The sequence below is a fragment of the Streptomyces avicenniae genome, assembly GCF_000719135.1.
In the GTDB taxonomy this organism is placed as follows: domain Bacteria; phylum Actinomycetota; class Actinomycetes; order Streptomycetales; family Streptomycetaceae; genus Streptomyces; species Streptomyces avicenniae.
Genome location: NZ_JOEK01000012.1, coordinates 15,261 through 41,476, shown reverse-complemented (window position 1 = coordinate 41,476; position 26,216 = coordinate 15,261). Strand labels below are relative to the sequence as shown.

Annotated in this window: 20 protein-coding genes; 7 read left to right on the top strand and 13 right to left on the bottom strand. The window is 75.2% G+C overall.

Going from position 1 to position 26,216, the window contains the following annotated elements:
* The first annotated feature begins 103 nt into the window (after positions 1-103).
* Together IF27_RS20500 and IF27_RS20495 are read left to right on the top strand one after the other, a co-directional pair.
* Positions 104-1,249 carry an ROK family glucokinase gene (locus IF27_RS20500; protein WP_052851149.1) on the top strand — a complete coding sequence of 382 codons (1,146 nt, stop codon included), beginning with the start codon at positions 104-106 and terminating at the stop codon, positions 1,247-1,249.
* Positions 1,249-1,818: a hypothetical protein gene (locus IF27_RS20495; RefSeq protein WP_052851148.1), complete on the top strand. Its 570-nt coding sequence runs from the start codon at positions 1,249-1,251 to the stop codon at positions 1,816-1,818. Before IF27_RS20500 ends, IF27_RS20495 begins: the two co-directional genes overlap by 1 nt.
* Here IF27_RS20495 and IF27_RS20490 read toward each other — a convergent pair.
* The 6 genes from IF27_RS20490 to IF27_RS20465 form a co-directional block, all read right to left on the bottom strand.
* Positions 1,791-2,627 (bottom strand): ABC transporter ATP-binding protein, encoded by an 837-nt coding sequence (locus IF27_RS20490; protein ID WP_052851147.1) that lies wholly within the window; start codon positions 2,625-2,627, stop codon positions 1,791-1,793. The genes IF27_RS20495 and IF27_RS20490 overlap by 28 nt on opposite strands.
* A complete protein-coding gene (locus IF27_RS20485; protein ID WP_052851146.1) occupies positions 2,624-3,658 on the bottom strand; it encodes a FecCD family ABC transporter permease in 1,035 nt (344 codons plus the stop codon). Before IF27_RS20485 ends, IF27_RS20490 begins: the two co-directional genes overlap by 4 nt.
* A complete protein-coding gene (locus IF27_RS20480; RefSeq protein WP_223291134.1) occupies positions 3,655-4,419 on the bottom strand; it encodes a class I SAM-dependent methyltransferase in 765 nt (254 codons plus the stop codon). Before IF27_RS20480 ends, IF27_RS20485 begins: the two co-directional genes overlap by 4 nt.
* A 56-nt stretch (positions 4,420-4,475) precedes the next feature.
* On the bottom strand, positions 4,476-5,477 hold the full coding sequence (locus IF27_RS20475; RefSeq protein ID WP_052851145.1) for an ABC transporter substrate-binding protein: 1,002 nt from the start codon (positions 5,475-5,477) through the stop codon (positions 4,476-4,478).
* Between the two features lie 226 nt (positions 5,478-5,703).
* Entirely contained in the window at positions 5,704-6,852 is a 1,149-nt protein-coding gene (locus tag IF27_RS20470; protein ID WP_052851144.1) for a glycerate kinase, read from the bottom strand.
* Positions 6,853-6,949: 97 nt separating this feature from the next.
* Positions 6,950-8,371: a phytoene desaturase family protein gene (locus tag IF27_RS20465; protein WP_052851426.1), complete on the bottom strand. Its 1,422-nt coding sequence runs from the start codon at positions 8,369-8,371 to the stop codon at positions 6,950-6,952.
* 210 nt (positions 8,372-8,581) lie between these two features.
* Between IF27_RS20465 and IF27_RS20460 the strand changes: the two genes are divergently transcribed.
* From IF27_RS20460 to IF27_RS20450, 3 genes are read left to right on the top strand one after another with little or no spacing between them, the layout of a single operon-like run.
* The gene (locus tag IF27_RS20460) at positions 8,582-8,938 is read left to right on the top strand and encodes a hypothetical protein (protein ID WP_052851143.1); all 357 of its coding nucleotides are present in this window, start codon (positions 8,582-8,584) and stop codon (positions 8,936-8,938) included.
* Positions 8,939-8,960: 22 nt separating this feature from the next.
* Positions 8,961-11,090: a hypothetical protein gene (locus IF27_RS20455; RefSeq protein WP_052851142.1), complete on the top strand. Its 2,130-nt coding sequence runs from the start codon at positions 8,961-8,963 to the stop codon at positions 11,088-11,090.
* An 18-nt stretch (positions 11,091-11,108) separates the two neighbouring features.
* Positions 11,109-11,684 (top strand): hypothetical protein, encoded by a 576-nt coding sequence (locus IF27_RS20450; RefSeq protein ID WP_190233050.1) that lies wholly within the window; start codon positions 11,109-11,111, stop codon positions 11,682-11,684.
* Positions 11,685-11,709: 25 nt separating this feature from the next.
* Here the strand turns inward: IF27_RS20450 and IF27_RS20445 are convergent, their stop codons facing one another.
* The 7 genes from IF27_RS20445 to IF27_RS20415 all read right to left on the bottom strand — a co-directional run bounded on the left by IF27_RS20445 (position 11,710) and on the right by IF27_RS20415 (position 20,811).
* Positions 11,710-12,552, bottom strand: coding sequence for an inositol monophosphatase family protein (locus tag IF27_RS20445; protein WP_052851140.1), 843 nt, complete (start codon positions 12,550-12,552; stop codon positions 11,710-11,712).
* 48 nt (positions 12,553-12,600) lie between these two features.
* Positions 12,601-14,010 (bottom strand): hypothetical protein, encoded by a 1,410-nt coding sequence (locus IF27_RS20440; RefSeq protein ID WP_052851139.1) that lies wholly within the window; start codon positions 14,008-14,010, stop codon positions 12,601-12,603.
* Between the two features lie 123 nt (positions 14,011-14,133).
* Positions 14,134-15,927 (bottom strand): gamma-glutamyltransferase family protein, encoded by a 1,794-nt coding sequence (locus IF27_RS20435; protein WP_052851425.1) that lies wholly within the window; start codon positions 15,925-15,927, stop codon positions 14,134-14,136.
* A 19-nt stretch (positions 15,928-15,946) separates the two neighbouring features.
* Positions 15,947-16,987: a TIGR03842 family LLM class F420-dependent oxidoreductase gene (locus IF27_RS20430; protein WP_052851138.1), complete on the bottom strand. Its 1,041-nt coding sequence runs from the start codon at positions 16,985-16,987 to the stop codon at positions 15,947-15,949.
* Between the two features lie 40 nt (positions 16,988-17,027).
* Positions 17,028-18,431: a dihydropyrimidinase gene (gene hydA / locus IF27_RS20425; protein WP_052851137.1), complete on the bottom strand. Its 1,404-nt coding sequence runs from the start codon at positions 18,429-18,431 to the stop codon at positions 17,028-17,030.
* Positions 18,432-18,773: 342 nt separating this feature from the next.
* Positions 18,774-20,171: a GntT/GntP/DsdX family permease gene (locus IF27_RS20420; protein WP_052851135.1), complete on the bottom strand. Its 1,398-nt coding sequence runs from the start codon at positions 20,169-20,171 to the stop codon at positions 18,774-18,776.
* A gap of 148 nt (positions 20,172-20,319) precedes the next feature.
* Entirely contained in the window at positions 20,320-20,811 is a 492-nt protein-coding gene (locus IF27_RS20415) for a gluconokinase (protein WP_052851424.1), read from the bottom strand.
* 158 nt (positions 20,812-20,969) lie between these two features.
* Here IF27_RS20415 and IF27_RS20410 point away from each other — a divergent pair, with 158 nt between their 5' ends.
* Entirely contained in the window at positions 20,970-21,671 is a 702-nt protein-coding gene (locus IF27_RS20410; RefSeq protein WP_052851132.1) for a FadR/GntR family transcriptional regulator, read from the top strand.
* A gap of 457 nt (positions 21,672-22,128) precedes the next feature.
* On the top strand, positions 22,129-26,151 hold the full coding sequence (locus tag IF27_RS20405; protein ID WP_223291133.1) for a Pls/PosA family non-ribosomal peptide synthetase: 4,023 nt from the start codon (positions 22,129-22,131) through the stop codon (positions 26,149-26,151).
* Positions 26,152-26,216: the final 65 nt, after the last annotated feature.

Sequence of the window (26,216 nt, the reverse complement as noted above, 5' to 3'; positions counted from 1 at the left end):
CCTGACATGATCCGCCGTCATCATCGGCCGGAAGCCGCCGCGCCGCCGTGTCAGCCGGTGGGCAGCCGCCCGGCCCGCCCCGGGGTAGGGCAGAATCGAGCCGATGAGTACCTACCGTGAGCGAGTCAACCGCCGTACGGTCCGGGCGACGGTGCGCAGCGCCGCCGCCACGCGCGAGCGGCGCTCACACCTGTCCGCCCCCCGCGTGCCGACCGTCGGCATCGACATCGGCGGCACGAAGGTCATGGCCGGGGTCGTGGACCCGGACGGCACGGTCCTGGAGCGGGTACGCACCGAGACGCCCGACAAGTCCAAGAGCCCCAAGGTCGTCGAGGACACCATCGCCGAACTCGTCCTCGACCTGTCCGACCGGCACGACGTGCACGCCGTCGGCATCGGCGCGGCCGGATGGGTGGACACGGACCGCTCCACCGTCCTGTTCGCCCCCCACCTGGCCTGGCGCAACGAGCCGCTGCGCGACGCGCTGGCGGCCCGCCTCGCCGTGCCCATCATGGTGGACAACGACGCCAACACCGCCGTCTGGGGCGAGTGGCGCTTCGGCGCCGGGCGGGGCGCCGACCACCTCGTGATGATCACGCTCGGCACCGGGATCGGCGGCGCCATACTGGAGGGCGGCAAGGTCAAGCGGGGCGCGTACGGCGTCGCGGGCGAGTTCGGCCACATGCAGGTCGTGCCGGGCGGCCACCGCTGCCCGTGCGGCAACCGCGGCTGCTGGGAGCAGTACAGCTCGGGCAACGCGCTCGTCAGGGAGGCCCGTGAACTGGCCGCCGCCGACTCGCCCGTCGCCCACCACATCCTCGACCGCGTCGGCGGCGACATCGGCGACATCACCGGGCCGCTCATCAGCGAACTGGCGCGCGGCGGCGACGCGATGTGCGTCGAGCTGCTGGAGGACGTCGGCCGCTGGCTCGGCGTCGGCATCGCCAACCTGGCCGCCGCCCTGGACCCGGCGCGCTTCGTCGTCGGCGGCGGCGTCAGCGAGGCCGACGACCTGCTGATCGGCCCGGCCAGGGAGGCGTTCCGCCGCCAGCTCACCGGCCGCGGCTACCGGCCCGAGGCCACCATCGTCCGCGCAGAGCTGGGCACCGACGCCGGGATGGTCGGCGCCGCCGACCTCGCGCGCCTCGTCGCCCGCCGCTTCCGCCGCGCCAACCGACGCCGCGCCGAGCGCGTCCACAGGACCACGTTCGACCTGCGCCTGCCACCCCGGGGACGGACCAACCGCTGATGACGACCACCACGACGCCGCCGCCGTCCGCCGCACCGGCCCAGCGCCCGCCGCACCGCCCGCGCCACCGCTGGCTCGTGGCGGTCCTCGTGGCGCTGCTGATCGCCGTCCCGGCGGGCTACCTGGCGCTGTCCGCCTACCAGAGCCGCGACAGCGGCGAGGACAAGGCCCGCACGGCGTCGGCGCGCGCGCTGATCTACGAGTGGCCGAGCAAGGTGCAGCGGCGCATCTACGACGTGCCGATCCCCGGCGGCGCCGCGTACGTCGGCTACTACGAGACGAACGCCTGGGAGAGCAGCACGTTCTACACCGAGTTCCGCTGCTCTCCCGACCAACTGAGCGGCTTCCTGCACGAGTTGGGGGCGGAACCGGCCGATCTCGTCCCCGGCCGGATCACCATCCCCGACGCGGAGGCCGACACGGTCGGCTGGTCGTTCGACGACCCGTCACGGACGTACGCGGGGGTCACCGTGCAGCAGTCCCCCGAGGAGCCCGAGGTGGCGGTCGTGGTGGACCTGACGCGCGAGGAACGGCCGCGGATCTACGTCGTCTCCGAGGCCGACGTCTGACCTCCCTCCCGCGCCGCGCCGCCGCCGGGCGGGTCGAGCGGGTCGAGCCGTAGGTCGGGGCGTCCGTCCGGGCCTTCACGCACGGTGGCGCGGACCTGGTACACCTCGCGCAGGGTGCGGGAGGTGAGCACCTGCGCCGGGCTGCCCGACGCGACCACCCGGCCGCCGTCGAGCAGCACCAGGTGGTCGCAGTAGCGCGCGGCCAGCTCCAGTTCGTGGAGGGCCGCGACGACCGTGACGCCCGATGCCGAGAGCATCCCCAGCAGGTCGAGCCGGTGCCGGACGTCCAGGTGGTTGGTGGGCTCGTCCAGCAGGAGCCCGGCCGGTTCCTGGGCGAGCGCCCTCGCCACGTTCACGCGCTGCCGCTCCCCGCCGGAGAGCGTGGGCCACGACCGGTCGGCGAGCCAGGACACCCCCGTGCGGGCCATCGCCAGCTCCACCGCCTCCCGGTCCCGCGGGGCCGGGGCCGCCGTCCGCCCGCGGTGGGGGGCACGGCCGAGCGTCACCACCTCCCGTACCGTCATGTCCACGTCGGTCGCGACGTCCTGGGCGACGAAGGCCAGCCTGCGCGCCACGGCGCGGCGTCCCGTCGCCGCCACGTCCTCGCCGTCCAGCAGCGCGTGTCCCGCCGAGGGCGCGCGCAGCCCGGCGAGCAGCCGCAGCAACGTGGACTTCCCCGATCCGTTCGGGCCGACGAGCCCGGTGAACCGGCCGGGCGGCAGGGCGAGCGTGATCCCGCCGAGGACGCGCAGACGCCCGGCGTGCCAGTGCAGCTCCCGCGCCTCGTGCCGTGCCGGTCCCGCGCTCACGGCGCACCGGTTCTGCGGCGCAGCAGCACGGCGAACGCGGGCACGCCGATGAGCGCGGTCAGGACGCCCACCGGCATCTCCTGGGGGGCGAGGACGGTCCTGGCCGCCGTGTCGGCCCAGACGAGGAACGTCGCGCCCAGCAGCGCCGCCGCCGGGAGCAGGACCGTGTGGCGCCCGCCCACCAGCGCCCTGGCCGCGTGCGGCACCAGCAGGCCGACGAAGCCGATGGCGCCGCCCGCGGCGACCAGGCAGCCGGTGACGACGGCGGTGACCACGTACAGCACGGGCTCCGAGCGGCGCACCTCGAAGCCCACGGCCGCGGCGGTCTCCCGCCCGAAGGCCAGCGCGTCCAACTGCCCGGCGTGGAGCTGGAGCAGCGCAAGCCCGGCGGCCGTGCCGACCGCGCAGACGCCCACCAGCGTCCAGTCGGCGGAGGCGAGCGACCCGAGGAGCCAGAACGTCACCGCCCTGGTGCGGTCGGCGTCGCCCGCCAGCACGACGACGAGGCTCGTCAGCGCGCCGAACAGCTGGGAGACCATGACACCGGCCAGCACGACGCGGGTCGCCGAGCCGAGGGTGCGTCCCAGCAGCAGGAGCACGCAGGCGAACGCCGTCAGCGCCCCGGCGAAGGCCCCCACCGGCAGGGCGAGGGAGCCGACGCCGGAGCCGATACCCAGCACGAGGACGCAGACGGCCCCGGTCGAGGCACCGGAGGAGACGCCGAGGAGGTACGGGTCGGCGAGCGGGTTGCGCGTCGTCGCCTGGAGCACGGCCCCGCACACGGCGAGCCCGGCCCCGGTCAAGGCGGCGAGCAGGACGCGGGGCAGCCGCAGGTCCCAGACGATGCTGTCACGCAGCGGGGGCAGCGTCTCCCACGGGCCGCCGAGGTGGGCGCCCACGGTGCGCGCCACCCCGAGGGGCGGTATGTCGGCGCTGCCGGTCCCGGCCGCAACCAGCAGGGACAGCGTGAGCGCCGCCCCGCCCGCCGTCAGCACGAGCGGGGCGCGCGCGGCGAGGACGGGCCGCGTCATCGCCGGGCGAGGACGACGTGGTCGTCGAGGTACTGCCACACCGTGCCGACCTCGCCGAAGCCCGCCGTACGCAGGGCCGACAGGTGGAAGTGGAGCGGCGCGGGCGGCTGGGGAGGGCGCCCGGCGAACCGGCGCTCCCGCTCCGCGGCCACCGGGCCCATCCCCGGCTGCCCGGCCGCCAGGGCGAACCAGTCGTCCCAGGTGTCGGCGCCGGCGGCGAAGGCGGCCCGCTGGACCCGTGTGTCGTGCTCGGCCGACAGCGACCGCAGGGTCTCCTGGTCGGGGCCGAAGCGGAGGTGGTCGGCGTTGAGGAGGACGGCGCCCGGTGCGAGCAGCTCGGCGAGCCGGGTGTAGACGCGCAGCAGGTCGGTGGGGGAGAGCCAGTGCAGCGCGGTCGAGGACAGCACGGCGTCGAACGTCCGGCCCGCCAGCGGCGCCGACCAGTCGTCACGGACGAGGTCGGTGTCGAGGACGCTCGCGCGGTCCCCATGGTCGGCCAGCACGCCGCGGGCCACGTGCAGTAGCAGGGGGTCGTGATCGACGGCGGTGAAGGAGGCGTGCGGGAACCTGCGCAGGGCGCGGTCGGCGAGCGAGCCGGGACCGCAGGCCAGGTCGAGTGCGTGGAAGTCGGGGGGCAGGTGCAGGTCGAGCACGTCGAACATGGCGTCGAAGCGCAGGTCGCGGTGGGCGACGTAGGCGGCCTGCTGGTCGTCCCAGCGGGCGAGCAGGTCGCGTGGCGGCAGGGATGGGGTGTCGTTCACGGTGTCTCCGGGGCGTGCGGCAGGGGGAGGTGGGAGCGGCGCGGGTCGTGCGGGGGTCAGCCGTACAGCTCCCGCAGCCCCTCGCTCACGGCCTCCACCAGCTCGACGCTGCGGACCGAGGGGTCCATCGCGGAGCCGGGGACCACGAGGAAACGGTCGTTGCGCACGGCGCCGAGCTGCGAGGTGACCGGGTTCGTCCGCAGGAAGCGCTTCTTCGCCTCGGCGCTGTCGCCGTCGCCGCCGCGCGTCAGGTCGGCCAGGACGATGACGTCGGGGTCGCGCTCGGCGATCTCCTCCCAGCTGCCCTCCGGCCACTTCTGCCGTACGTCGTCGAACGCGTTGTCCACGCCGAGGAGTCGGCTCGCGGTGGAGGGCAGGCCGCCCTGCCCGGCGATGTAGGGCGTCGAGGTGCCGGAGTAGTACCACATCAGGCGCGCGCCGGTGTCCTGCGGGGCGTCCGCCACCGCGTCGTCGAGCCGCTGCCGCAGGCCGTCCACGAGGCGGGCGCCCCGCTCCTCGACGTCGAAGACGTCCGCCACGTCCTCGATCTCGTCGAAGAGCGTGTCGAACTCCACCGTGCCCGGCACGAGGTCCTGGTCCTCGCAGTCGAACGCGCCGAGGTAGGCGGGCACGCCGAGCGCCGCCCAGTCGGCGCGCCCGCCCGCCGCCTGGTCGGCGTAGGCGGAGGACAGGGTGGAGTAGAGGAAGTCGGGCTCCTCGGCGAGCGTCGCCTCGTGGTTCGCGTACTGCGCCGCCAGCACGGGGACCTGCGCGTACTGGTCCGCCAGGGAGGGCATGACGGGGTCGGTCTGGTAGGAGGTGCCGATCATGTGGTCGGCCAGGCCGAGGCTGAGCATGATCTCGGTCGCGTTCTGCTCCAGCGCTATCGCGCGCCGGGGAGGAGCGCCCACCTCCAGGTCGAGGCCGCAGCTGGAGACGGAGGCCGCCGCCTCCTCCGTGGACGGCGCGGCGGGGCCGCCACCGCCGCCGCATCCGGCCAGTCCCCCGAGGGCGAGCAGGGCGGCGAGCCCCCGGCCCTTATTGCTAATGATTTTCATAACGGCAGACTGTACGTGTGCCGGACGGCGGGTTCCGCCGCGTCCCGGGAGGCGCGGCGGACGCGTCGGGGCGGGCGATCGCGTGAGGGAGCGTCAGGAAGTGATGTTGCACGGCACGTTGACATGACGGCGGGCCCCCCGCGCGTGCGGGGGGCCCGGGGTATGGGTGGCGGAATTGTGGCGGGGATCACCGGGAGGCCGGGCGGTCGGCCCGGTCCCGCCGCCGTCAGAGCCGTTCCGCGGCCAGCAGTTGGGCGGCCTTCTCCAGCAGCGGCCCGGCCTCGACCATGCAGCGCTCCGTGTCCGGCTCCAGGGCCGTCAGTGGGTAGGCCGCCTCGATGCCCGCGCCCGCGAGGGCGGCGTCGTCGAGCGCGAGCCGCCCGCACACCGCCAGCACGCGCCTGCCCGCCGCGCGCGCGGCGGCGGCGACCCCGGCGGGGGCCTTGCCGTGCAGCGTCTGCCGGTCGAGGGACCCCTCGCCCGTGATCACGACGTCGGCCTGCGCCAGCGCGGCCTCGAAGCCCAGCACGTCGAGCAGCACCTCGATGCCTGGCCGGAACGACGCGCCGAGACCGATCAGCGCCCCGTAGCCCACGCCGCCCGCCGCGCCCGCGCCGGGGGAGCGTGCCAACTCGGTGGCGCGCGGGCCCTCGGCGCGCTCCAGCACCTTCACGAGCGTGCCGAGCGCCGAGTCCAGCAGCTCCACCTCCACCGGATCGGCGCCCTTCTGCGGCCCGTAGACCGCCGCCGCGCCCTGCGGGCCCGTCAGGGGGTTGTCCACGTCGCTGGCCAGCACGACCGTCGTGTCCGCGAGGCGCGGGTCGAGGCCGGACAGGTCGGCCGTCACCAGCTCGCGCAGCGGGCCGCCGCCGTGCGGCACCGGGTCGCCGTCCTCGTCCAGGAAGCGGGCGCCGAGCGCCGTCAGCATGCCGACGCCGCCGTCCGTCGTCGCCGAGCCGCCGACACCGAGGACGATGCGGCGCGCCCCCGCGTCCAGCGCGGCGGCGATCAGCTCGCCGGTGCCGTACGTCGTCGCCGTCATCGGTGCGAGCGCGTAGCGCGGCAGCAGCGCCAGGCCCGACGCCTGCGCCATCTCGACCACCGCGACGTCACCGCGCAGCGCGAACGTCGCGCGCACCGGCAGCCCCAGCGGGTCGGTCACCTCCGCCTCGCGCGCCTCGAAGCCGCCCGCCACGGCCGCCGCCACCGTCCCGTCGCCGCCGTCCGCGACGGGCAGTGCCGTCACGGTCGCGGCCGGGCGCGCGGCGAGGACACCGGCCGTCACGCGCGCGGCCACCTCGGCGGCGGTCAGCGAGCCCTTGAACTTGTCGGCCGCGATCAGCACGCGTACGGCGCCGGTCTCCGTGTCCGTCATGGTCGCCCCTGTGGTCCGGTTCGTGTGGGGAAAGCGTTTGCAGCGCGACCGACCTTATCCGGACAGGTGTGCGCAGGTCACGGGCGGGCCGCCGCGCTCAGCGCCGCCGGTTGCTCAGCCCGAGGCGGCGCCAGACGGCCTTCGCCGCGTTGTGGCCCGACATGCCGTGCACGCCCGGGCCGGGCCACGACGCCGACGAGCACAGGAACACGGCCGGATGCGGCGTCGCGTACGGGTTGAACGTCACGCGCGGCCTGAACATCGTCTGGAGCCCCCGGAACGCGCCGGTCGCGATGTCGCCGCCGACGTAGTTCGCGTTCCGCCTCGCCAACTCGGCCGGGCCTGCCACCGCGCGCGCCAGCACCAGGTCCCTGAACCCCGGCGCGAAGCGCTCCACCTGCCGCTCGATCGCCTCGGTGAGGTCGCCTTCCCAGCCGCCCGGCACGTGCCCGTACGCCCAGAACACGTGCTTCCCCGCCGGGGCGCGGCCCGGATCGACCAGGGACGGCTGCGTCGTGATGAGGAACGGCCGCTCGGGCGCCCGGTCCGTCGTCGCGGCGGCACGCAGCGCCGCGCCGATCTCCGCGCTCGACGCGCCCACGTGCACGGTCGCGGCCCGCCGCGCCTCGGGCGCCGTCCACGGCACGGGGCCGTCCAGCGCGTAGTCGATCTTGAAGACGGAGGGGCCGTACCGGTAGCCCGCGTACGCGTGGCCGAGGCCCGCGATGCGCGCCAGCGCGGTCGGGGAGGTGTCGAAGACGTACGCGCGGGCGGGCGGCAGCTCGTCCAGCCGCCGCACCTCGACGCCGGTGTGGACCGTGCCGCCCAGGTCCAGGAGGTACGCGGCCAGCGCGTCGGAGATGGACTGCGAGCCGCCGCGCGCCACCGGCCAGCCGTGCGCGTGGGCCGCGAGGGCGAAGACCGTCGCCATGCCGCCCGTGAGCGGGGTGCCCGTGGGGGCGATCGCGTGCGCCGCGAGGCCGGTGAACAGCGCCCGCGCGCGGTCGTCACGGAAGCGCCTGACCAGCGCGGCGGCGGGCAGGAGGCCGATCAGACCGAACCTGGCGAGCGTCACCGGGTCGCGCGGCACGGCGTCCCACGGGACGCGCAGGAAGTCCTCGGCGAGCGTGTCCCACTTCCCGGCGAACGGCGCCACCAGCCGCCGGTACGCGCCCGCGTCACGCGGCCCGAGCGAGGCCGCCGTGTCCCCGACCGATCGCGTCAGGACCGCGGCCGTGCCGTCGGGGAACGGGTGCGCCATCGCGAGGTCCGCGTGCAGCCACTCGAGACCGTAACGGCCCAGCGGCATGCGGTTGAACGCGGGCGAGCCCGCGCCCATCGGGTGCGCGGCGGAACAGGGGTCGTGGCGGAACCCCGGCAGCGTCAGCTCCTCGGTCCTGGCGCCGCCGCCCACGGTGTCGTGCGCCTCGAACAGCTCCACGGACATCCCGCGCCGTGCCAGCTCCACCGCCGCGGTGAGACCGTTCGGCCCGGCACCCACCACGACCACGTCACGCATCGTCGGCACGCCACGCTCCCCTCACCGCGAACAGGACCCATGAGGATACGCCTGCCCCGCGCTCCCCACCCCCCGTCCCCCGCCCCCGCCGCACCGCCACGTGGCGGAGTTCGTGTGACGGTTCGACAACATCAGGCCACTTCTGCTGACTGTGCGTCATACTGTGAGCGCCGTCGGGGGGTCGGCGGCGCCGGACAGGAGGGGGCGGACATGACCGACGACGGCTACCGGGACCCGGCCAGGAACTTCGGCGACCAGGCCATGGACAGCGCGGAGCTGGAGGGCATCGGCACGGCGGCGGCCGACCTGACCGCGGAACTGCTGCTCATGGGCGGTGCGGCCGAGGACTCCTCGGCCGCGGCGGGGCGCGTCCTGGCGGCGGACGGCTTCGCGACGGGCGCGGCGCTCGCCGACGTGGTCCACCGCTGGACGACCCAGGAGCGCGCGCTGCGCGACGGGTTGCAGCGCGTCGCCGAGCACCTGGGCGTCTCGGCGCGGGTCGGCGTCCAGCTGGAGGAGGCCATCGCCGAGGGACTGCGCCTGAACTCGGGCATCACCGGGCTGTAGGGAGAAGAGGGGGGAGCACGGCATGGGGGCGGGGGAGATCACCTTCCGGGGCCTGTACAACGCGCGGCTCGACCTGCTCGGGCAGGTCACCGACGGGTGGGACGAGCGGGTCCTGCGGCTGGACGAGTCGCGCGAGACCGCGGAGAGCATGGTCGGCCAGGCGCGTTCCGCGGTGTGGGAGGGGCAGAACGCGGCGGTCACGCTGCCGATCATCGAGACGTACTACGAGGAGTTCCTGGCCGCGCAGCGGCAGGCCGTGACGCTCAGGGAACTGGCGCGCGACGCCCACGCACGGCTCAGGGCGCTGCACGGCGAACTCAGCGACATCGTGGAGTCGGCGGCCTCGCAGGGGGTGCACGTCAATCCGCTCGGGCTGGCGACCCCCGGCGGCGAGGTGTCGGTCCAGGAGGAGGCGGCGCGGGAGGCCGGACGGGCGCGGGCTGAGGAGGTCCAGGCGCAGATCGACGCCGTCGTGCGCCGCGCGAACGAGGCCGACGACGTCATCGCCCAGGCCCTGCGCGACGCCTGCGGCACGGACCCGGACGCGTTCGCCGGGGTCACCTACGACTCGCTCGACGAGGCGGCCCAGGCGTTCGAGGACGCCGCATGGCTCACCGGCGCGCTCTCCGGGCCCCCGGCCGACCTCACGGCGGAGGAGCGCGAGCGGATCGCCCAGCTGCTGCGCCGCCACGGCGACGACCCGGCGTTCGCCGAACGCCTCGCCACTGGCGTCGGCGCCGAGGGCATCGCCGACTTCTGGGCCGGGCTCACCGGCGCGGCCTCTGCCGGGGGCGTCCCCGACGACGAGTACGCCCAGATGGCCGCCATCCAGGCGGGCCTCGGCACCGTCCTCGGCCTCGCGACGCACAGCGAGAGCCGGGAGATGATCGCCTGGGAGGCGGAGCTGATGGCGCTGCGCGACCAGCCGCTCGACCCGGCGCTGCCCGACAGCCCGCACGGCTTCCAGGTCATCAGCAGCCTCATGCACCACGGCGAATGGGACGACGACCTCCTGATCCGCTACGGGGACGAACTGCGCCGCTGGGAGGGGGAGAACGGCACGGGCCACTGGAACAGCGAGTACCCCGTGCGCCTCGTCTACGGCGGGGACCCGGCCGACGTCGGCCTCGACCCGGCCACCGGCCTGATGGAGGCCCTGGGCCACAACCCGGACGCGGCGCTCACGTACCTGGGCGACACCGGGAACTGGGAGTACTTCGTCGAGCAACGCGACTGGCCCGCCGCGCACGCGTCCGCGGCGACGGAGGGCGCCGGGTACGCCAGCCTCGGCCACGCGATGGAGGCGGCGACCCTCGGCCATGCCTGGGACGACCCGACGACCCCGACGGAACGCAGCCCGGAGCGGACCGACCTGTTCGAACGCGTCGTCTCGTACTACGGCGGCGAGTTCGACCCCGACGGCACGACCCGCGTGGACCACCACGCGGCCCTCACCGGCAGCCTGGGCCGCATCGGCGCGGAGTACATGCCGGACATCCAGGCGTCCATGGCTTACCTGGAGAACGCGCCCTTGCCCGAATACCGAGCGACGCTGGACGACAGAGATGTGGGGGCCTTTCTCTTTCTGCTGGGACGAGACCCGGATGCCTACGGCAGCCTCGTCGTCGGTCAGGAAACCTATGGGGCGGTCGCGATGGATTCCCTCCTGGGAGCGGGCGGATCCCTCGATGACGTGGAGAACTCGGCGCATGCGAACGGGCAGATCGCCGGAATTCTGGGATCCGCGCGGGCTGACGCTGTTCTCGATCAAGGATTGGCGGCGGATGCGGAGTTCAACGCGTCGCTGGCGCAGCGTACCGAATGGGCGAATCGTCTCATCGGGGACGCGGCGGGATTGATTCCCTATGGAGGGACCGTTGCGAGTTGGGTCGCAGAGGACCTGATAGCTGAATACTCTCGGTCCGAGGAGCAGAACACTTCGGGAACGACCACATATGAGGCCTACTCGCAACAGAATGTCGGAAGCGGCAGGGCGGAAGACGCCGCCGCCGCCACTTTCCGGATGGCGGCATCTGCCCAGGAGTTTCCTGGAGGCGATGTGTCCACATGGTCGGACACCGTGAGACGGGCGACGGCGACCGGTTTCTCGGTCGGCGCCACCGATATCCGTATTCTCCTGAACATGCCATGAAGAATGGGTGATGGCGGTATGCTCGTCAAAGCGTTCCGAAAAGGTAGGTGGGCGGGTGTTTCCGCTGCCGTCCTCGTGGTGTTCTCCGGTGTTTCCTGTTCTTCCGGAGCAGATTCGGCCGAGCGTGAGTATGCTCTCCCGGAGACTTTGTGTTCACTTCCCGTTGACCAGGAACTGTTCAGTGATCTGCTTCCCCCGGGGGAGGTTCTGGAGATCACCGGGGACGAATTCAGTTCGGTCTGGTGGTATTCCTGCGCGGTCTCGGTGGATGGGGAGGTGGCCCTCTATGTGAGAGTCCGTGCGGCTGATGACAGTGACCCGAGTAATTATCTCTTGGGCCCCCACGAGTACGAAATGAGCGACGGCGAGGAAATTCCCGGAGAATATGAGACCGTGGTGTGGCCGCATGCCGCGGTTGCCAGGGGGACGTGTGACAACACGGGTGCCGAGACCGGGTACCAGGAGAATGTCGGCACGCACGCGATCACGCTGGAGACCCTCTTCCCGGAGGACGACGAGGAGTCCGCCGCCTTGGTGCGTGAGCTGATCACCCCCCTCGTGGAGGCCGACCGCGCGCGCATCGGGTGCCGGTAGGGGGCGGGGGCCGTGCCCCCGCCCGTCAGGCGGGGGACGGTTGGTCGGCGGCGGGGGCCGTGCCGAGGAGGGCGCTGAGGCGGTCGAGCGTCGCCGCGTCGCGGGCGACGGCGAACGGCAGCGCGTTCCCGCCCGCCAGCCGGAACGGCCCGCCGTCCAGCGTCCGGTGCACGCCGCCCGCCTCCGCGACCAGCAGGAGCCCGGCCGCGTGGTCCCAGGCCAGCTCCCACGAGAACGCCAGCCCGTCCACCTCCCCCGAGGCCACGGCCAGGTACTCAAGCCCCGCCGCCCCGCACGCCCGGGGCGCGAGGCCGTCCGTCCACAGCGCCCTCAGCGCCAGCTTCTGCTCGGGCGTCGTGAAGTCGGGGTGCGAACACGCGATGTCCAGGACCTTGCCCGCCGCGGGTGAGCCCGCCGTCAGCCGCTCCCCGTCGAGCCAGGCGCCCTCGCCGCGCCGCGCGTACGCCAGCCGCCCCAGCGCGGGCGCCAGCGTCCACGACGCCAGCAACTCGCCCCGCAGCGCGAGCGCCACGAGCGTGCCGAAGCCCGTCTCGCCGCGCACGAACTGCCGTGTCCCGTCCACCGGATCGACGATCCACACCGGCGCGTCCCCCGCCAGCGCGGCGTACACCGACGGGTCGTCCGCGAAGGACTCCTCGCCGACCACCACCGACCCCGGCAGCAGGGCCGTCAGGTCACGGGTCAGCCGCTGTTCGGCCGCCCGGTCCGCGACGGTCACCAGGTCGTGCGGCCCGCTCTTCGTCATCACCTCGTCGTCCGCGAGCCGCCGCCAGCGCGGCATGATCTCCGCCTCCGCCGCCGCCCTTACGGCCTCCTCCACGTCCGCCACCAGCTGTTCATCGATCATGCCTCCATCGAAACACGACCGGCCGCACGCCGTGGCACCCGGCCACCGCTACGCGACGCCCGCGCGCCGCAGCTCGCTGTTCACGGCGTAGTGGTGGTGCGGCGAGACGCTGCGCGCCGCGTCGAGCAGCAGCGGCACGACGACGTCGGGCGCGCCCTCGGCGGCCCGCGCCGCCTCCTCGGCGGGCCGCGCCCGCACCAGCGCGGACAGCAGCGTCACCGCCTCGCCCGCCCGTCCCGCCGACCACAGCTCGGCCGCGATCGACCCCGCCTCGGGCGCGGGCCTGGCGGCGCCCTGCCGCAGGAGCCGGCCGCAGTCCGCCTCCCGCCCGGCGGCGGCCAGCGCCTCGGCGGCGGCGGCCAGCGGGCCCGGCGGGAGGGAGGCCGCCTCCCACAGCAGCGTCGCGACGTCCGAGGCCATCCCGAGCCGTTCCAGCTCGGCCGCGAGGACGGGCAGTCGCCCGGCGGGCCCCTGCGCCGCCTCGGACAGCAGGACGTGCGCCGCGCCGCTGTGACCGTCCTCACGCAGCCGGTGCAGCTGCCCGGCCGCCGCGAGGGCCGCGCGCCGTTCCTCCGCCGTCAGCCGCTCGGCCCTGGCCTTCCGCTCCGCGCGCGACTCGCGCAGCGCGCCCGCGAAGCGCGAGCCGCCGGGCAGTGGGGTCGCGGCGGGGGTGTCGTCGCCCGTGGCCTGGACCGGCGCGACGGGAGCGGCTGCGGGGGCCGGGGCCGGGTCGGGTATGGCGCGGGCGCCGCGCGCGGGCGGCGGGGGCGTCGGCGCCGCGCCCGCCGCGCCGGGCTCCGGCTGGACCCCGGCGAACCGCGCCCCGCCCCGCGCGCGGCGCGCCTTGCGGGCGGGCTCGGGGGCGTCCGCCGGTGCGGGGAGGGGCAGCGGCGGACGGAAGCCGGTGCCGGTCGCGGTGCTTCCCGCGGGCCCGCCCAGCGCCGCCAGCCGCGCCCGCACCTCGGCCCGGCGTGCGACGACGCGTTCCTCGTCGTCCTGCGACCACAGCCGCAGCGCCGCGTACCGCTCCGCGTCCCCGGCGTGTCCGGCGCGCAGCGCCTCCTCCTCCGCGACGGCCAGCTGCCGCTGCCGCAGACGGACGCGCCGCTCCGCGCGGTCCAGCTCGGCCGCGCGTTCCTCCAGGGCCTCGCGGCCGTCCGGGGCCGCGTCCTCGACGCGGACGGCCGCCTCGTACAGGCCGCGCAGCGCCCGGCCCGCCCGCTCCGACTCCAGCGGCCCCCGCAGGACGGCGAGGTCCTGGAGGAGATCGGCGACGGCGTCCCAGGGCGGGAGGGTGCGGCCCTCCAGCCAGTCGCCGAGGTCCACGGCCGCCCGCCGCCCGAAGGCGGCGAACCAGCCCGCCGACGGATCGAGAACGTCCGTCACCGCCCGCAGTCCTGCCGTGAAGTCGGCCAGCCGTACCGCGTACTCGCGTCGCGCCAAGGGGAGATCGCCCATACGGCAACTGAATCGGTGCCGTGGTACCGATTGTGTTTCGCCGCGGCTACAACGGGTTTTCCAACAGGTCTGGTCCGGCTTTGCCCGCCGCTCGAATCCGATTCGAACACGGGGTGGGCGGGGTCAGCGGCCGACGGCGTACCCCTGCATGCCGCGCGGGTTCGCCGCCGACGACAGCACGCCCGTCTCCGGGTCGCGCCCGACGACGCACAGCCGTCCCTCCGTCCAGGGCCCCGCCACCGTCACGTCGTGCCCGCGCCGGCGCAGGTCGGCGATGGTCTCCTCGCCGATCCGCGACTCGACGGTGACGCTGCCGAGCGCCGTCCCGCGCGGGTAGAACGAGCTGGGGAACGCGTCCTGGTGCCAGTTCGGCGCGTCGATGGCGCCCTGGAGGTCGAGCCCGCCCCTGACCTCGGGGCGCAGCGCCACGGCCAGGAAGAAGTGGGTCTGCCACTGGTCCTGCTGGTCGCCGCCCGGTGTGCCGAACGCGAGCACGGCCTCCCCGCCGCGCAGCGCGAGCGACGGGCTCAGCGTCGTGCGGGGGCGCCGCCCGGGGACGAGGGACGACGGCAGGCCCTCTTCGAGCCAGGTCATCTGGAGGCGCGTGCCGAGGGGGAAGCCGAGGCCGGGGACGACGGGGCTGGACTGGAGCCAGCCGCCGCTGGGCGTGGCGCTGACCATGTTGCCCCAGCGGTCCACGACGTCCACGTGGCACGTGTCGCCGCGCGTCTCGCCCGAGTGCGCGACCGTCGGCTCGCCCGCGCCCGCCGCCTGCGCGGGCACGGCGGCCGTCCCGGCGTCCCTGGCCCACGCGGCGAGCCTGGGCGTGCGCCCGCCCGGGCCGCCCGGCCGCAGCTCGTGCGAGGCGCGCTCGCCGACGAGGGCGCGCCGCGCGGCGTTGTACGCGGGCGAGAGCAGGTCGTCCATGGGCACGTCGCCCGTGTCGCCGTACCACGCCTCGCGGTCGGCCATCGCGAGCTTGCTGCCCTCGACGAGCGTGTGGACGTACTCGGGGGTGCCGTAGGTGTCCGCGTCGATGCCGCCGTCGAGCAGGGCGAGCTGCTGCGGCAGCGTGGGGCCCTGGCTCCATGGCCCGGCCTTGGCCAGCGTCCAGCCGCGCCACTCGTACGTCAGCGGCTCCTCGTACGCGGCCGACCAGCCCGCCAGGTCGTCGCCGGTGAGGACGCCCGCGTGCCGTTCGCCCGAGGAGTCCATGGCGGGGCGGGCGGCGTGGGCCGCGATCGCCTCGCCGATGAAGCCCTCGCGCCATATGCGGCGGGCCGCGTCGATGGTGGCCTCCCGGCCGCCGCCTGACGCCCCTGCCTCCGCGAGGAGGCGCCGCCAGGTCGCGGCGAGCACAGGGTTGCGCAGCATCTCGCCGCCCGCCGGGGGGCGTCCTTCCGTGAGGTAGACCTCGGCGGACGAGGTCCACTCGGTGGTGAACAGGTCCTGGACGGCTGCCACGGTCAGCCCGACGCGTTCCACGACGGGGTGGCCGCGCTCCGCGTAGCCGATCGCGTAGTCGAGGACGTCCGCCAGCTCCCGCGTCCCGTGGTCGCGCAGCAGCACCATCCACGCGTCGAACGCGCCGGGGATCACCGCCGCGAGCGGGCCCGTGCCCGGCACCAGGTCGAGGCCGAGGCCCCGGTAGTGCCCGATCGTGGCCCCGGCAGGGGCCGGGCCCTGCCCGCACAGCACGCGCACCGGCCCGCCCGCCGGGGCGAGGATGATCGGCGCGTCCCCCGCCGGGCCGTTGAGGTGCGGCTCGACGACATGGAGGACGAACGCGGCGGCGACGGCCGCGTCGAACGCGTTGCCGCCGCGCTCCAGTTCGGCCATGGCGGACTGGGAGGCGAGCCAGTGCGTGCTGGAGGCCATGCCGAAGGTGCCTTGCAGGGTGGGGCGGGTGGTGAACATGCGCGGGAGCATACGCTTTTCATACGACTCGTGACGAGAGCTGCCCGGCGTCCAGCGCGGGGATGACGTGCGCGCCGTACGCGTCGATCGTCGCCTCCTTCGCGTCGTGCATCGCGTACACCGCGAACTGGTCCACGCCCAGGTCGCGCAGCCGCCGCATGCGCGCGACGTGGGCCTCCGGCGGGCCGAGCACGCAGAAGCGGTCCACGATCCCGTCGGGCACGAAGGCCGCGTCGGGGTGGCCCGAGCGCCCGTGGTGCGCGTAGTCGTAGCCCGCGCGCCGCTCGACGTAGGCGGTCAGCTCGCCGGGGACGAGGCCGGAGTCCGGGCCGTAGCGGCGCACCAGGTCGGCGACGTGGTTGCCGACCATGCCGCCGAACCACCGGCACTGCTCCCGCGCGTGCGCGAGCGCGGCCGGGGAGTCGTCGGCCGTGACGTACGCGGGGGCCGCGACGCAGATCGTCAGCGCGTCCGGGTCGCGGCCCGCCGCGCGCGCCGCGTCGCGGAACGCCCGCACCATCCACTCGGTGAGGAACGGGTCGGCGAGCTGGAGGATGAAGCCGTCCGCCCGCTGCCCGGCGAGGGCGAGCGCCTTCGGCCCGTACGCCGCCATCCACACCGGCAGCGCGCCGTCCCGCACCCACGGCAGCCGCACCGGCACGCCGCGCACCAGCGCCTCGCGTCCCTCGGCCAGGTCGCGGATGACGTCGATGGCGTCGCCGAGCGCGGCCAGCGTGCAGGGCGCGCCGCCCGTCACGCGCACCGCCGAGTCGCCGCGCCCGATGCCGCAGACCGTGCGCGGCCCGAACATCTCGTTGAGCGTCGCGAAGGTGGAGGCCGTCACCTCCAGGGCGCGCGTGCCGGGGTGGGTGACCATCGGGCCGACGCGCATCCGTTCCGTCCTGGCGAGGATCTGGCTGTGGATGACGAACGGCTCCTGCCACAGGACGGCGGAGTCGAAGGTCCAGCCGTGTCGGAAGCCCGCCTCCTCGGCGCGCCGCATCAGCGCGACGACGTCGGCGGCGGGTGGGTCGGTCTGGAGGACGAGTCCGAACTCCATGCGCTTCTCCCTCATGTTCACGGACCCGGCGGGGCCCGGTTCAGGTCACGGACTGGCAGGTCCCGCGCGGCACGAACCGGCCGTGCCCGGCGCGTCCGACGAAGCGGCGGTCGAGGACGACGGGCTCCCCGCGCGACAGGACGGTGACGACCCGGCCGGTGACGCGCGTCCCCTCGTACGCCGAGTAGTCCACGTCCATGTGGTGCGTCGCGGCGGACAGCGTCTGCGTGGCGCCCGGGTCGTAGAGGACGACGTCGGCGTCGGCGCCCGGGGCGAGCGTGCCCTTGCGCCCGTAGAGGCCGAACATCCGCGCGGGCGCCGCGCACGCCAGCTCGATCCAGCGACGGCGGGTGAGGCGGCCCTCCACGACGGCCTGGTGCAGGAGGTCCATGCGGTGCTCGACGCCGGGGAGGCCGTTGGGGATGCGGGTGAAGTCGCCGCGCCCCAGCTCCTTCTGGCCCGCGAAGCAGAACGGGCAGTGGTCGGTCGAGACGACCTGGAGGTCGTCGGTGCGCAGGCCGCGCCACAGGGCGTCCTGGTGGTCGCGGGAGCGCAGCGGCGTGCTGCACACGTACTTGGCGCCCTCGAAGCCGGGGGCGGCCATCCGCTCGTCGGTGAGGAAGAGGTACTGCGGGCAGGTCTCGGCGAAGACCGGCAGGCCCTCGTCGCGCGCCCGCGCGATCTCGGCGACGGCCTCGCGCGCCGAGACGTGCACGACGTACAGCGGCGGTCCGCCCGCGACGCGTGCCAGCTGGACGGCCCGGTGCGTCGCCTCGGCCTCCAGCAGCGCCCGGCGCACCTCGCCGTGGTGGCGTGGGTCGCGCCGCCCGGCGGCGAGGGCCTGCGCGGCGAGCACGTCGATGGCGATGCCGTTCTCGGCGTGCACCATGACCGTCGCGCCGCACCTCTCCGCAGTCTGCATAGCGCGGAGGATCTGCCCGTCGTCGCTGTAGAACACGCCGGGGTAGGCCATGAATAGCTTGAACGAGGGAACGCCCTCGGCGGTGAGCGCGGCCATCTCACGCAGCACGTCGTCGCGGACGTCGGAGACGATCATGTGGAAGCCGTAGTCCACGGCGCACTGCCCGGCGGCCTTCGCGTGCCAGGCGTCCAGCCCGTCGCGCAGCGTGCCGCCGCGCTCCTGGACGGCGAAGTCCACGATCGTCGTGGTGCCGCCCCAGGCGGCGGCGGCCGTGCCGGAGGCGAAGGTGTCGGAGGCGCGGGTGCCGCCGAACGGCATCTCCATGTGCGTGTGGACGTCCACGCCGCCGGGGAGCACGTAGCGCCCGGTGGCGTCCAGGACCGTCCCGGCGGTCCAGCTCGCGGCCTCGGCGCCGCCCCGGGCGGCGAGGGCGGCGACGCGTCCGTCCTCGATCAGGACGTCGGCGGCCAGTTCGTCGGCGGCGGTGACGACCAGCCCGCCCCGGATGACGGTTCGGCTCACGGCGGTCCTCTTCCGGTGCGCCCTGTCGATCAACGGACAAGACGACCGTAGAACTGATCACACAGGGTGGCAACAGCGTGACGGCGCGCGAGCGGCGTACGGGCCGCGCGGGGGCGGCGTGCGCGGGCGGACCTGGCGGGCCTGGGACTCGGCGTGGCCTCGGCCCGCCAGGGGCGCGGGCGGGGCCCGGCCCCGGGGCCGGTCGGCCCGGGAGGTCGCCGACCGGAACCGGTGGGCCCCGGCTTCAGAGGCTAGAAGTGTTGGCGCGGGAAGTCTATGGAGTGCGCGCAAGAATCATTGTTGAGCGCGCAAAATCATGACGGAAGACTGTTGGGCTGCCGATCAGATGATCAACGACAGCAACAGCACCCACAGCAGGGCCGTCACGGAGATGACCGTCTCCATCAGCGACCACGTCCGCAGCGTCTGGCCGACCGTCATGCCGAAGTACTCCTTGACCAGCCAGAACCCGGCGTCGTTCACATGGCTCAGGAACAGCGAGCCCGCCCCGATCGCCAGCACCAGCAGCGCCACGTGCGTGCCGCTCATGTCGGCGGCCAGCGGCGCGACCAGTCCGGCGGCCGAGATGGTCGCCACCGTCGCCGACCCGGTGGCCAGCCGGATGCCGACCGCGATCAGCCAGCCGAGCAGCAGCGCCGAGACGTTCCAGTCCTCGGAGATCTCCAGGATCATGTCGCCGACCCCGGCGTCGATCAGGACCTGCTTGAAGCCGCCGCCCGCGCCGACGATCAGCAGGATGCCCGCGATCGGCCCCAGCGCGCGCTCCACCGTGCGGGCCAGCCCGTCACGGTTCAGCCCGGCCGCGCCGCCGAGCGTGAACAGGCCGAGCAGCACGGCCGCCAGCAGGGCGATCATCGGATCGCCGACGATGTCGGCCACCCGCTGCACGGTGTCGTCCGGGTCGTCCACCACGATGTCCACCAGCGCCTTGGCCAGCATCAGGACGACGGGCAGCAGCACGGTCGCGACGGTGGCGCCGAAGCCGGGCCGCCGGTCCAGCGCGTCCGAGGGGCGTTCGGGCACCAGGCCCTCGGGCGGCGTCACGTCCACCCAGCGCGCCGCGTAGCGGCCGAGCACCGGACCGGCGACGACGGCCGTCGGCACGGCCACCAGCACGCCGAGCGCCAGGGTGAGGCCCAGGTCCGCGTCCACCGCGTCGATCGCGACGAGCGGCCCCGGGTGCGGCGGCACCAGGCCGTGCATCACCGACAGGCCCGACAGCGCCGGGAGCCCGATGCGGACGAGGGAGTGGCCGCCGCGCTTCGCGACCAGCAGGACGACCGGGATCAGCAGCACGATCCCGACCTCGAAGAAGAGCGGCAGGCCGATGATGCTCGCGATCAGCAGCATCGCCCAGGGCATGCGGCGTGGGGTCGCGCGCGCCAGGACCGTGTCCACGATCTGGTCGGCGCCGCCCGAGTCGGCCAGCAGCTTGCCGAGGATCGCGCCGAGCGCGATGAGGACGCCGACGCCCGCCACCGTGCTGCCGAGCCCGGCGCCGAAGCTGTCGATGACCCGGTCGAGCGGCGCGCCCGCCGCGGCGCCGAGCACCAGGGATCCGAGGGTGAGGGAGAGGAACGCGTGCAGTTTCCAGCGGGTGATCAGCAGGACGAGCACGGCTATGCCCGCCAGGACGGCGACGGCCAGTTGGCCGTGACCGGCGGAGGTGATCGGCTCGGCGGCCGTCGTGACCGCCATCGCGTCGTCGGGATGCGGCATGGGGGGACTCCTCGCGTGGCACGGCGCGCGCCGGCCGCGGGTCGGCGCGGCGCCTGGCGTTGACATCGGGAGGTGCCCGCCGATGGTGCGCCCGATCGGCCCGTCGATCAAGGGGGCTGCCGCGAGGAGGAGTTGACCGGCCGCCGGGTCAGGCGGGAGGCCCGCCGCGGCGGACGGCCGCGGCGGCCAGGTCCGCGAGGTGCTCCGCGTCCGCGCCGACGCCCACGCGCGCGCCCCGCTCGTCGTCCTGGAGCGGTTCGAGCGCGGCGAACTGCGAGTCGAGCAGGGCGCCCGGCATGAAGTGGCCCGTGCGCGCGGCCATCCGGGAGCCGATCAGCTCGCGTGACCCGTCGAGATGGACGAAGAACAGCCCAGGATCGGCGGCGCGCAGCCGGTCGCGGTAGGCGCGCTTGAGCGCCGAGCAGGTGACGACGCCGCCGCCCCGCCCGGCGTGCCCCGCGGCCCAGGCGCCGATGGCGTCCAGCCAGGGCCACCGGTCGTCGTCGGTGAGGGGTGTCCCGGCGGACATCTTGGCGATGTTGGCGGGGGAGTGGAAGGCGTCCGCGTCCGCGTAGGGGACGCCGAGCCGCCGCGCCAGCAGCTCGCCGACCGTGGACTTGCCGGAACCCGACACCCCCATGACGACGACCGTGACGCCGTGCGCATCGTTCACCGCGCTGTCTCCTCTCACGTCCGCGGGACCGTCCGTGCCACCCCGTCGGGTACGACGTCTTCGGTCAGCACGGCGAATACGTCATACATAATGGGCCATGACCGCCCGATCCCGACAGGAGGGTCATGGACCAGCAGCGAGCAGGACTGCACGCCAGGCTCCTCGCGACGCTCGGCCCCGCCCTCACCGGCGGCGAGCACCCGCCGGGGTCCGTCCTGCGGACCGACGCGCTGGCGGAACGCTTCGGCGTGTCGCGCACGGTGGTCCGCGAGGCCGTGCGGGTGCTGGAGTCCCTGCGCCTCGTCGAGTCCAGGCGGCGGCTCGGGGTGCGGGTGCTGCCCCGGGAGGAGTGGGACGTCCTCGCCCCGCAGGTCATCCGCTGGCGCATGGCGGGCGCGGACCGGCCGCACCAGCTGCGCTCGCTCACGACGCTGCGCTCGGCCGTCGAGCCGGTGGCCGCCGGGCTCGCCGCGCGGGCGGCGGACCCCGGGCAGTGCGCCGAGGTCACGGAGCGGGCCATGGACATGGTGGCGACCTCGCGCGGCGGGCGTCTCGACGCCTACCTGGCGCACGACATCGCGTTCCACCGGGCGGTCCTGCGCGCGTCGGGCAACGAGCTGTTCGCGCGCCTCGACGGCGTGGTGGCCGAGGTGCTGACCGCCAGGACGCGGCACGGCGTCATGTTCGACGACCCCGACCCGGCGGCCGTCACGCTGCACGTCCGGGTGGCCGAGGCCGTGAGGACCGGTGACGCGGCGGGCGCGGAGCGGCTGATGCGGGAGATCACCGAGGGCGCGCTGCGGGAACTGGACGTCCTGGCCCCCTGAGCGCCGCGGGGGCGTGGACCGGAACGGGTGCGGCCCGACAGGGTGGGAAAATACTTTCGCCGCACGACAATCCCCGTGAATTTACTCGAAAGAGAATGCGATTTTCGGCCGGGCGCCGCGTCCCGCGCTTCCGCGCCCCTACGGCCGCGCGGGCGTGCGGCGAGGTGAACGCGCCGGTCCTGCCGCACAGTTGAGGCGCCGGGGCGGGAAGTACGCGAGGCCGGGGCGGTGCGGTGGGCCGTCGGCGGGGCGCCCCCGTGCCCGCCACGGGCGCCGCCGCCGAGAGGATGAATACGGAAAGCGGATTTTCGGTCCGACACATTCTCAGGGAATTCAAAGAATCGCTCCCTATCGTGTCCCCGCTCATCCCCGCACCGTGAAAACCGCCGCTCACGCCTGCCCGTACGGCACCCCCGCCGTACGGGCAGGCGTCCGCCCGGCGGCCGAAAGGCAGACCGTGTCAGTCGAGTCAGCGCAGCCGATCCCCCACGACGTCCCGGGCGCCGGAACGTCCCTCGCCCCGCCAAGCGCCCCGCACCACCCGTCCGCCCCCGCCCCACCGCCCCGGACCCTGCTCGACATCCTGCGCGCCACCGCCACGGCCTGGCCCGACGCGCTCGCCCTGGACGACGGCGCGACGCCGCCCCTCACCTACCGCGGCCTCACCGACGAGGCCCACCGCCTCGCCACCCGCCTGCGCGCCGCGGGCATCGGCCCGGGCGACCGCGTCGGCGTCCACGCCGCCTCGGGCACCTCCGGCCTCTACACCGCCGTCCTCGGCATCCTCGGCGCCGGTGCCGCGTACGTCCCGGTGGACGCGGACGACCCTCCGGAGCGCGCCGCGCTGGTATGGCGCGAGGCCGCCGTCCACACCGTCGTCGGCGACGGCCACCGCCTCACCCGCCGCCCCGGCGTCCCCGCCACCGGGCGCGGCGGCGCGCCGGGGCCAGGCGACGACGCGTGGATCATCTTCACCTCGGGCTCCACCGGCACGCCCAAGGGCGTCGCGGTCACCCACCGGTCGGCCGCCGCCTTCGCCGACGCCGAGGCGCGGCTGTTCGTCCCCGGCGCCCCGCTCGGCCCCGGCGACCGCGTCATGGCCGGGCTGTCCGTCGCGTTCGACGCCTCCTGCGAGGAGATGTGGCTCGCCTGGCGGCACGGCGCCTGCCTCGTCCCGGCCCCCCGCGCGCTGGTGCGCTCCGGCGCGGAGCTGGGCCCGTGGCTCGCCGGGCGGGGGATCACCGTCGTCTCCACCGTGCCGACGCTCGCCCTCCTGTGGCCCCCCGAGGCGCTGGCCGGGGTGCGGCTGCTGATCCTCGGCGGCGAGCCCTGCCCGCCCGAGGTGGCCCGTCGCTTCGCCCGCGACGGCCGCGAGGTGTGGAACACGTACGGCCCCACGGAGGCCACCGTCGTCACCTGCGCCGCCCGCCTCACGCCCGGCGGGCCGGTCAGGATCGGGCTGCCGCTCGACGGCTGGGAGACGGCCGTCCTCGATCCGCGCGGCCTGCCGGTCGCGCCGGGCGGCATCGGCGAACTGGTCATCGGCGGCGTGGGGCTGGCGCGCTACCTCGACCCGCTGAAGGACGCGGAACGCTTCGCCGAACTGCCCGCCCTCGGCTGGTCCCGCGCCTACCGCACCGGCGACCTCGTCCGCGCGGACCCGGAGGGCCTGACGTTCATCGGCCGCGCCGACGACCAGGTGAAGATCGGCGGGCGGCGCGTCGAACTGGGCGAGATCGACGCCGCCCTCCTCGACCTGCCGGGCGTCACGACCGCCCTGAGCGCCGTCCGCCGGACCCCGGGCGGCGTGGACATCCTGGTCGGCTACGTCGTCCCGGGCGCGCCCGAGACCCCTCAGGGGACGGACGGCGCGGACGGCCACGGCATCGACCTGCCGCTGGCCCGCCGCCTGCTGCGCGAGCGCCTGCCCGCCCCGCTCGTGCCCCGGCTGGTGGTCCTGCCTGCGCTGCCGACCCGCGTCTCCGGCAAGGCCGACCGCGCCGCCCTGCCCTGGCCCCCGCCCGGCGGGCAGCCGGACGAGGACGGCGGCGACCCAGGCCCGGCCACGGCGGGCGACGCCACGACCGCCTGGCTCCTCGGCCTGTGGACCGACCTGCTCGGCGCCACCCCCGCGCCCGGCGACAACTTCTTCGACCTCGGCGGCACCAGCGTCGCCGCCGCCCGCCTGGTCACGGCCCTGCGCACCCGCCACCCCAGGCTCTCCGTCGCCGACCTCTACCGGCACCCGACCCCCGCCGGGCTCCGCGCGCTGCTCGACGGCGACGGCGACGGCGGCGGCGAACCGGACGGCGGCGACCGCGACACGCCCACGCCCCCCGCCGCGCCGCCCGCACCCCCACGCCCCCGGCACCGCCACTCCCGCGCCGAACGCGCGACCGCCACCGTCCAGTTCGCCGCCCAACCCCTCCTCCACGCCCTCACCGGCGCCCGCTGGCTCCTCACCCTCACCCTCGCGGGCACCGCCCTCGCCGCCCTCGGACACCCCGGCCTCCTCCCCACCGCCCCCTGGTGGTTCCTCGTCCTCACCTGGCCCCTCCTCGGCACCCTCCCCGGCCGCGCCGTCCTCGCCGCCGCCTCCGCCCGCCTGCTGTGCCACGGCCTCACCCCCGGCACCCACCCGCGCGGCGGCCACCGTCACCTCCGCCTCTGGGCCGCCGAACGGCTCGCGGACGCCCTCGCCCTCACCGCCCTCACCGGCACCCCCCTCGCCCGCTGGTACGCGCGCCTCCTCGGCTGCCGCGTCGGCCCCCGCGCCGCCCTGCACGCGCTGCCCCCCGTCACCGGCCTCGCGCACCTCGGCGCGGACTGCGCCGTGGAGCCCGAGGCCGACCTGACGGGATGGTGGCTCGACGGCGACACCCTCCGCGTCGGCACCGTCCACGTCGGCCCAGGCGCCCGCGTCGGCGCCCGCGCCGTCCTCCAACCGGGCGCCCACCTCGGCGCCCACGCCGAGGCACTGCCCGGCGCCTGCGTCACCGGACACGTCCCGGACGGCGCGCGCTGGTCCGGCTCCCCGGCCGCCCCCCACCCCGGCGGCCCCACCCCGCACGACGCGCCCGCCCTCGTCCCCACCCCCCAGCGCGCCGCCGCCCGCGCCTGGGCGCTGATCCGCCTGCTCAGCCCCGCGTTCCTCGCCCTCCTCACCTGGAGCGCCGTCGCCCCGGCCGTCCTGCTGGCCCTGGCACTCCCCGTCGGCGGCCTCGCCGCACTCCCCGCCCGCGCCGCCGTCCTCGTCGCACTCGGAAGCCTCGGGCACGCCCTGCTCGTCACCCTCACCGTCCGGCTCCTCGCCCGCGCGCTACGGCCAGGCGACCACCCGGCGGACAGCGCGGCGGGCTGGGCCTCCTGGCTGACGCACAGCATCCTCACCGTCAGCCGCCAGACGCTGTTCCCCCTGTACGCCTCCCTGTTCACGCCCGTCTGGTTCCGCCTGCTGGGCGCGCGCGTGGGCCGCGACACCGAACTGTCCACCGTCGTCACCCTCCCCTCCCTGCTGCGCGTCGGCCCCGGCGCGTTCCTCGCCGACCACGTGCTCGCCGCGCCCTACGAACTGCGCGGTGGCCGCGTCCACCTGGGCGTCACCCGCATCGGCGCCAAGGCGTTCATCGGCAACTCAGGACATGCCGCGCCCGGCCGCGTCATCGGTGACGGCGCCCTCGTCGCCGTGCTCGCCGACGCCCCGCCGGAAGTCCCCGCCGGGTCCTCCTGGCTCGGCAACCCGCCGATCCCACTGCGCCGCACGGCCGAACGCACCGACCCCGCCCGCACGTTCAGCCCCGGCCCCCGGCTGCGGGCCGCCCGCGCGGCCGTCGAACTGTGCCGCGTGCTCCCCGTACTCCTCGACGCCACGCTGCGGCTGTGCGTCAGCTACACGCTGCTGCTCGTGTGGGACGCCGCTGGACCCCTGTACGCGCTGCTGCTCAGCGGCCCGCTCCTGTGCGTGACGGGGCTGCTGGCTGGCGCGCTGACGACGGCCGCCAAGTGGCTGCTGATGGGCCGCTTCGTGCCCGGCAGGCATCCGCTGTGGAGCCCGTTCGTCTGGCGCAACGAGCTGTACGACACGTTCGTCGAAGTCCTCGCCGTGCCCTGGCTGGTCCGCCCCGCCCTGGGGACGCCGCTGCTGACCTGGTGGCTGCGCGGCCTCGGCGCCCGCATCGGCCGCCGCGTGTGGTGCGAGACGCACTGGCTGCCCGAGCCGGACCTCGTTCGCATCGGGGACGGCGCCGTCGTCGGACGCGGCTGTGTTGTGCAGACGCACCTGTTCCACGACCGCGTCATGCGCCTGGACACGGTGGACCTCGCGCCGGGCGCCGTCCTCGGACCGCACGGGATCGCCCTGCCGGGCAGCCGCGTCGGCGAGGACACCCACGTCGCCCCGCTCTCACTGGTGATGGCCGCCGAGCACCTGCCCGACGGAGCACGCTGGCAGGGCAACCCCGTCCGCCCGCAGGAAGGTTGACGGCGCAACGGCGCAGGGCCCGTCGCACGCCCGCTCAACAATTGTTACGTCGTAGACATATACGC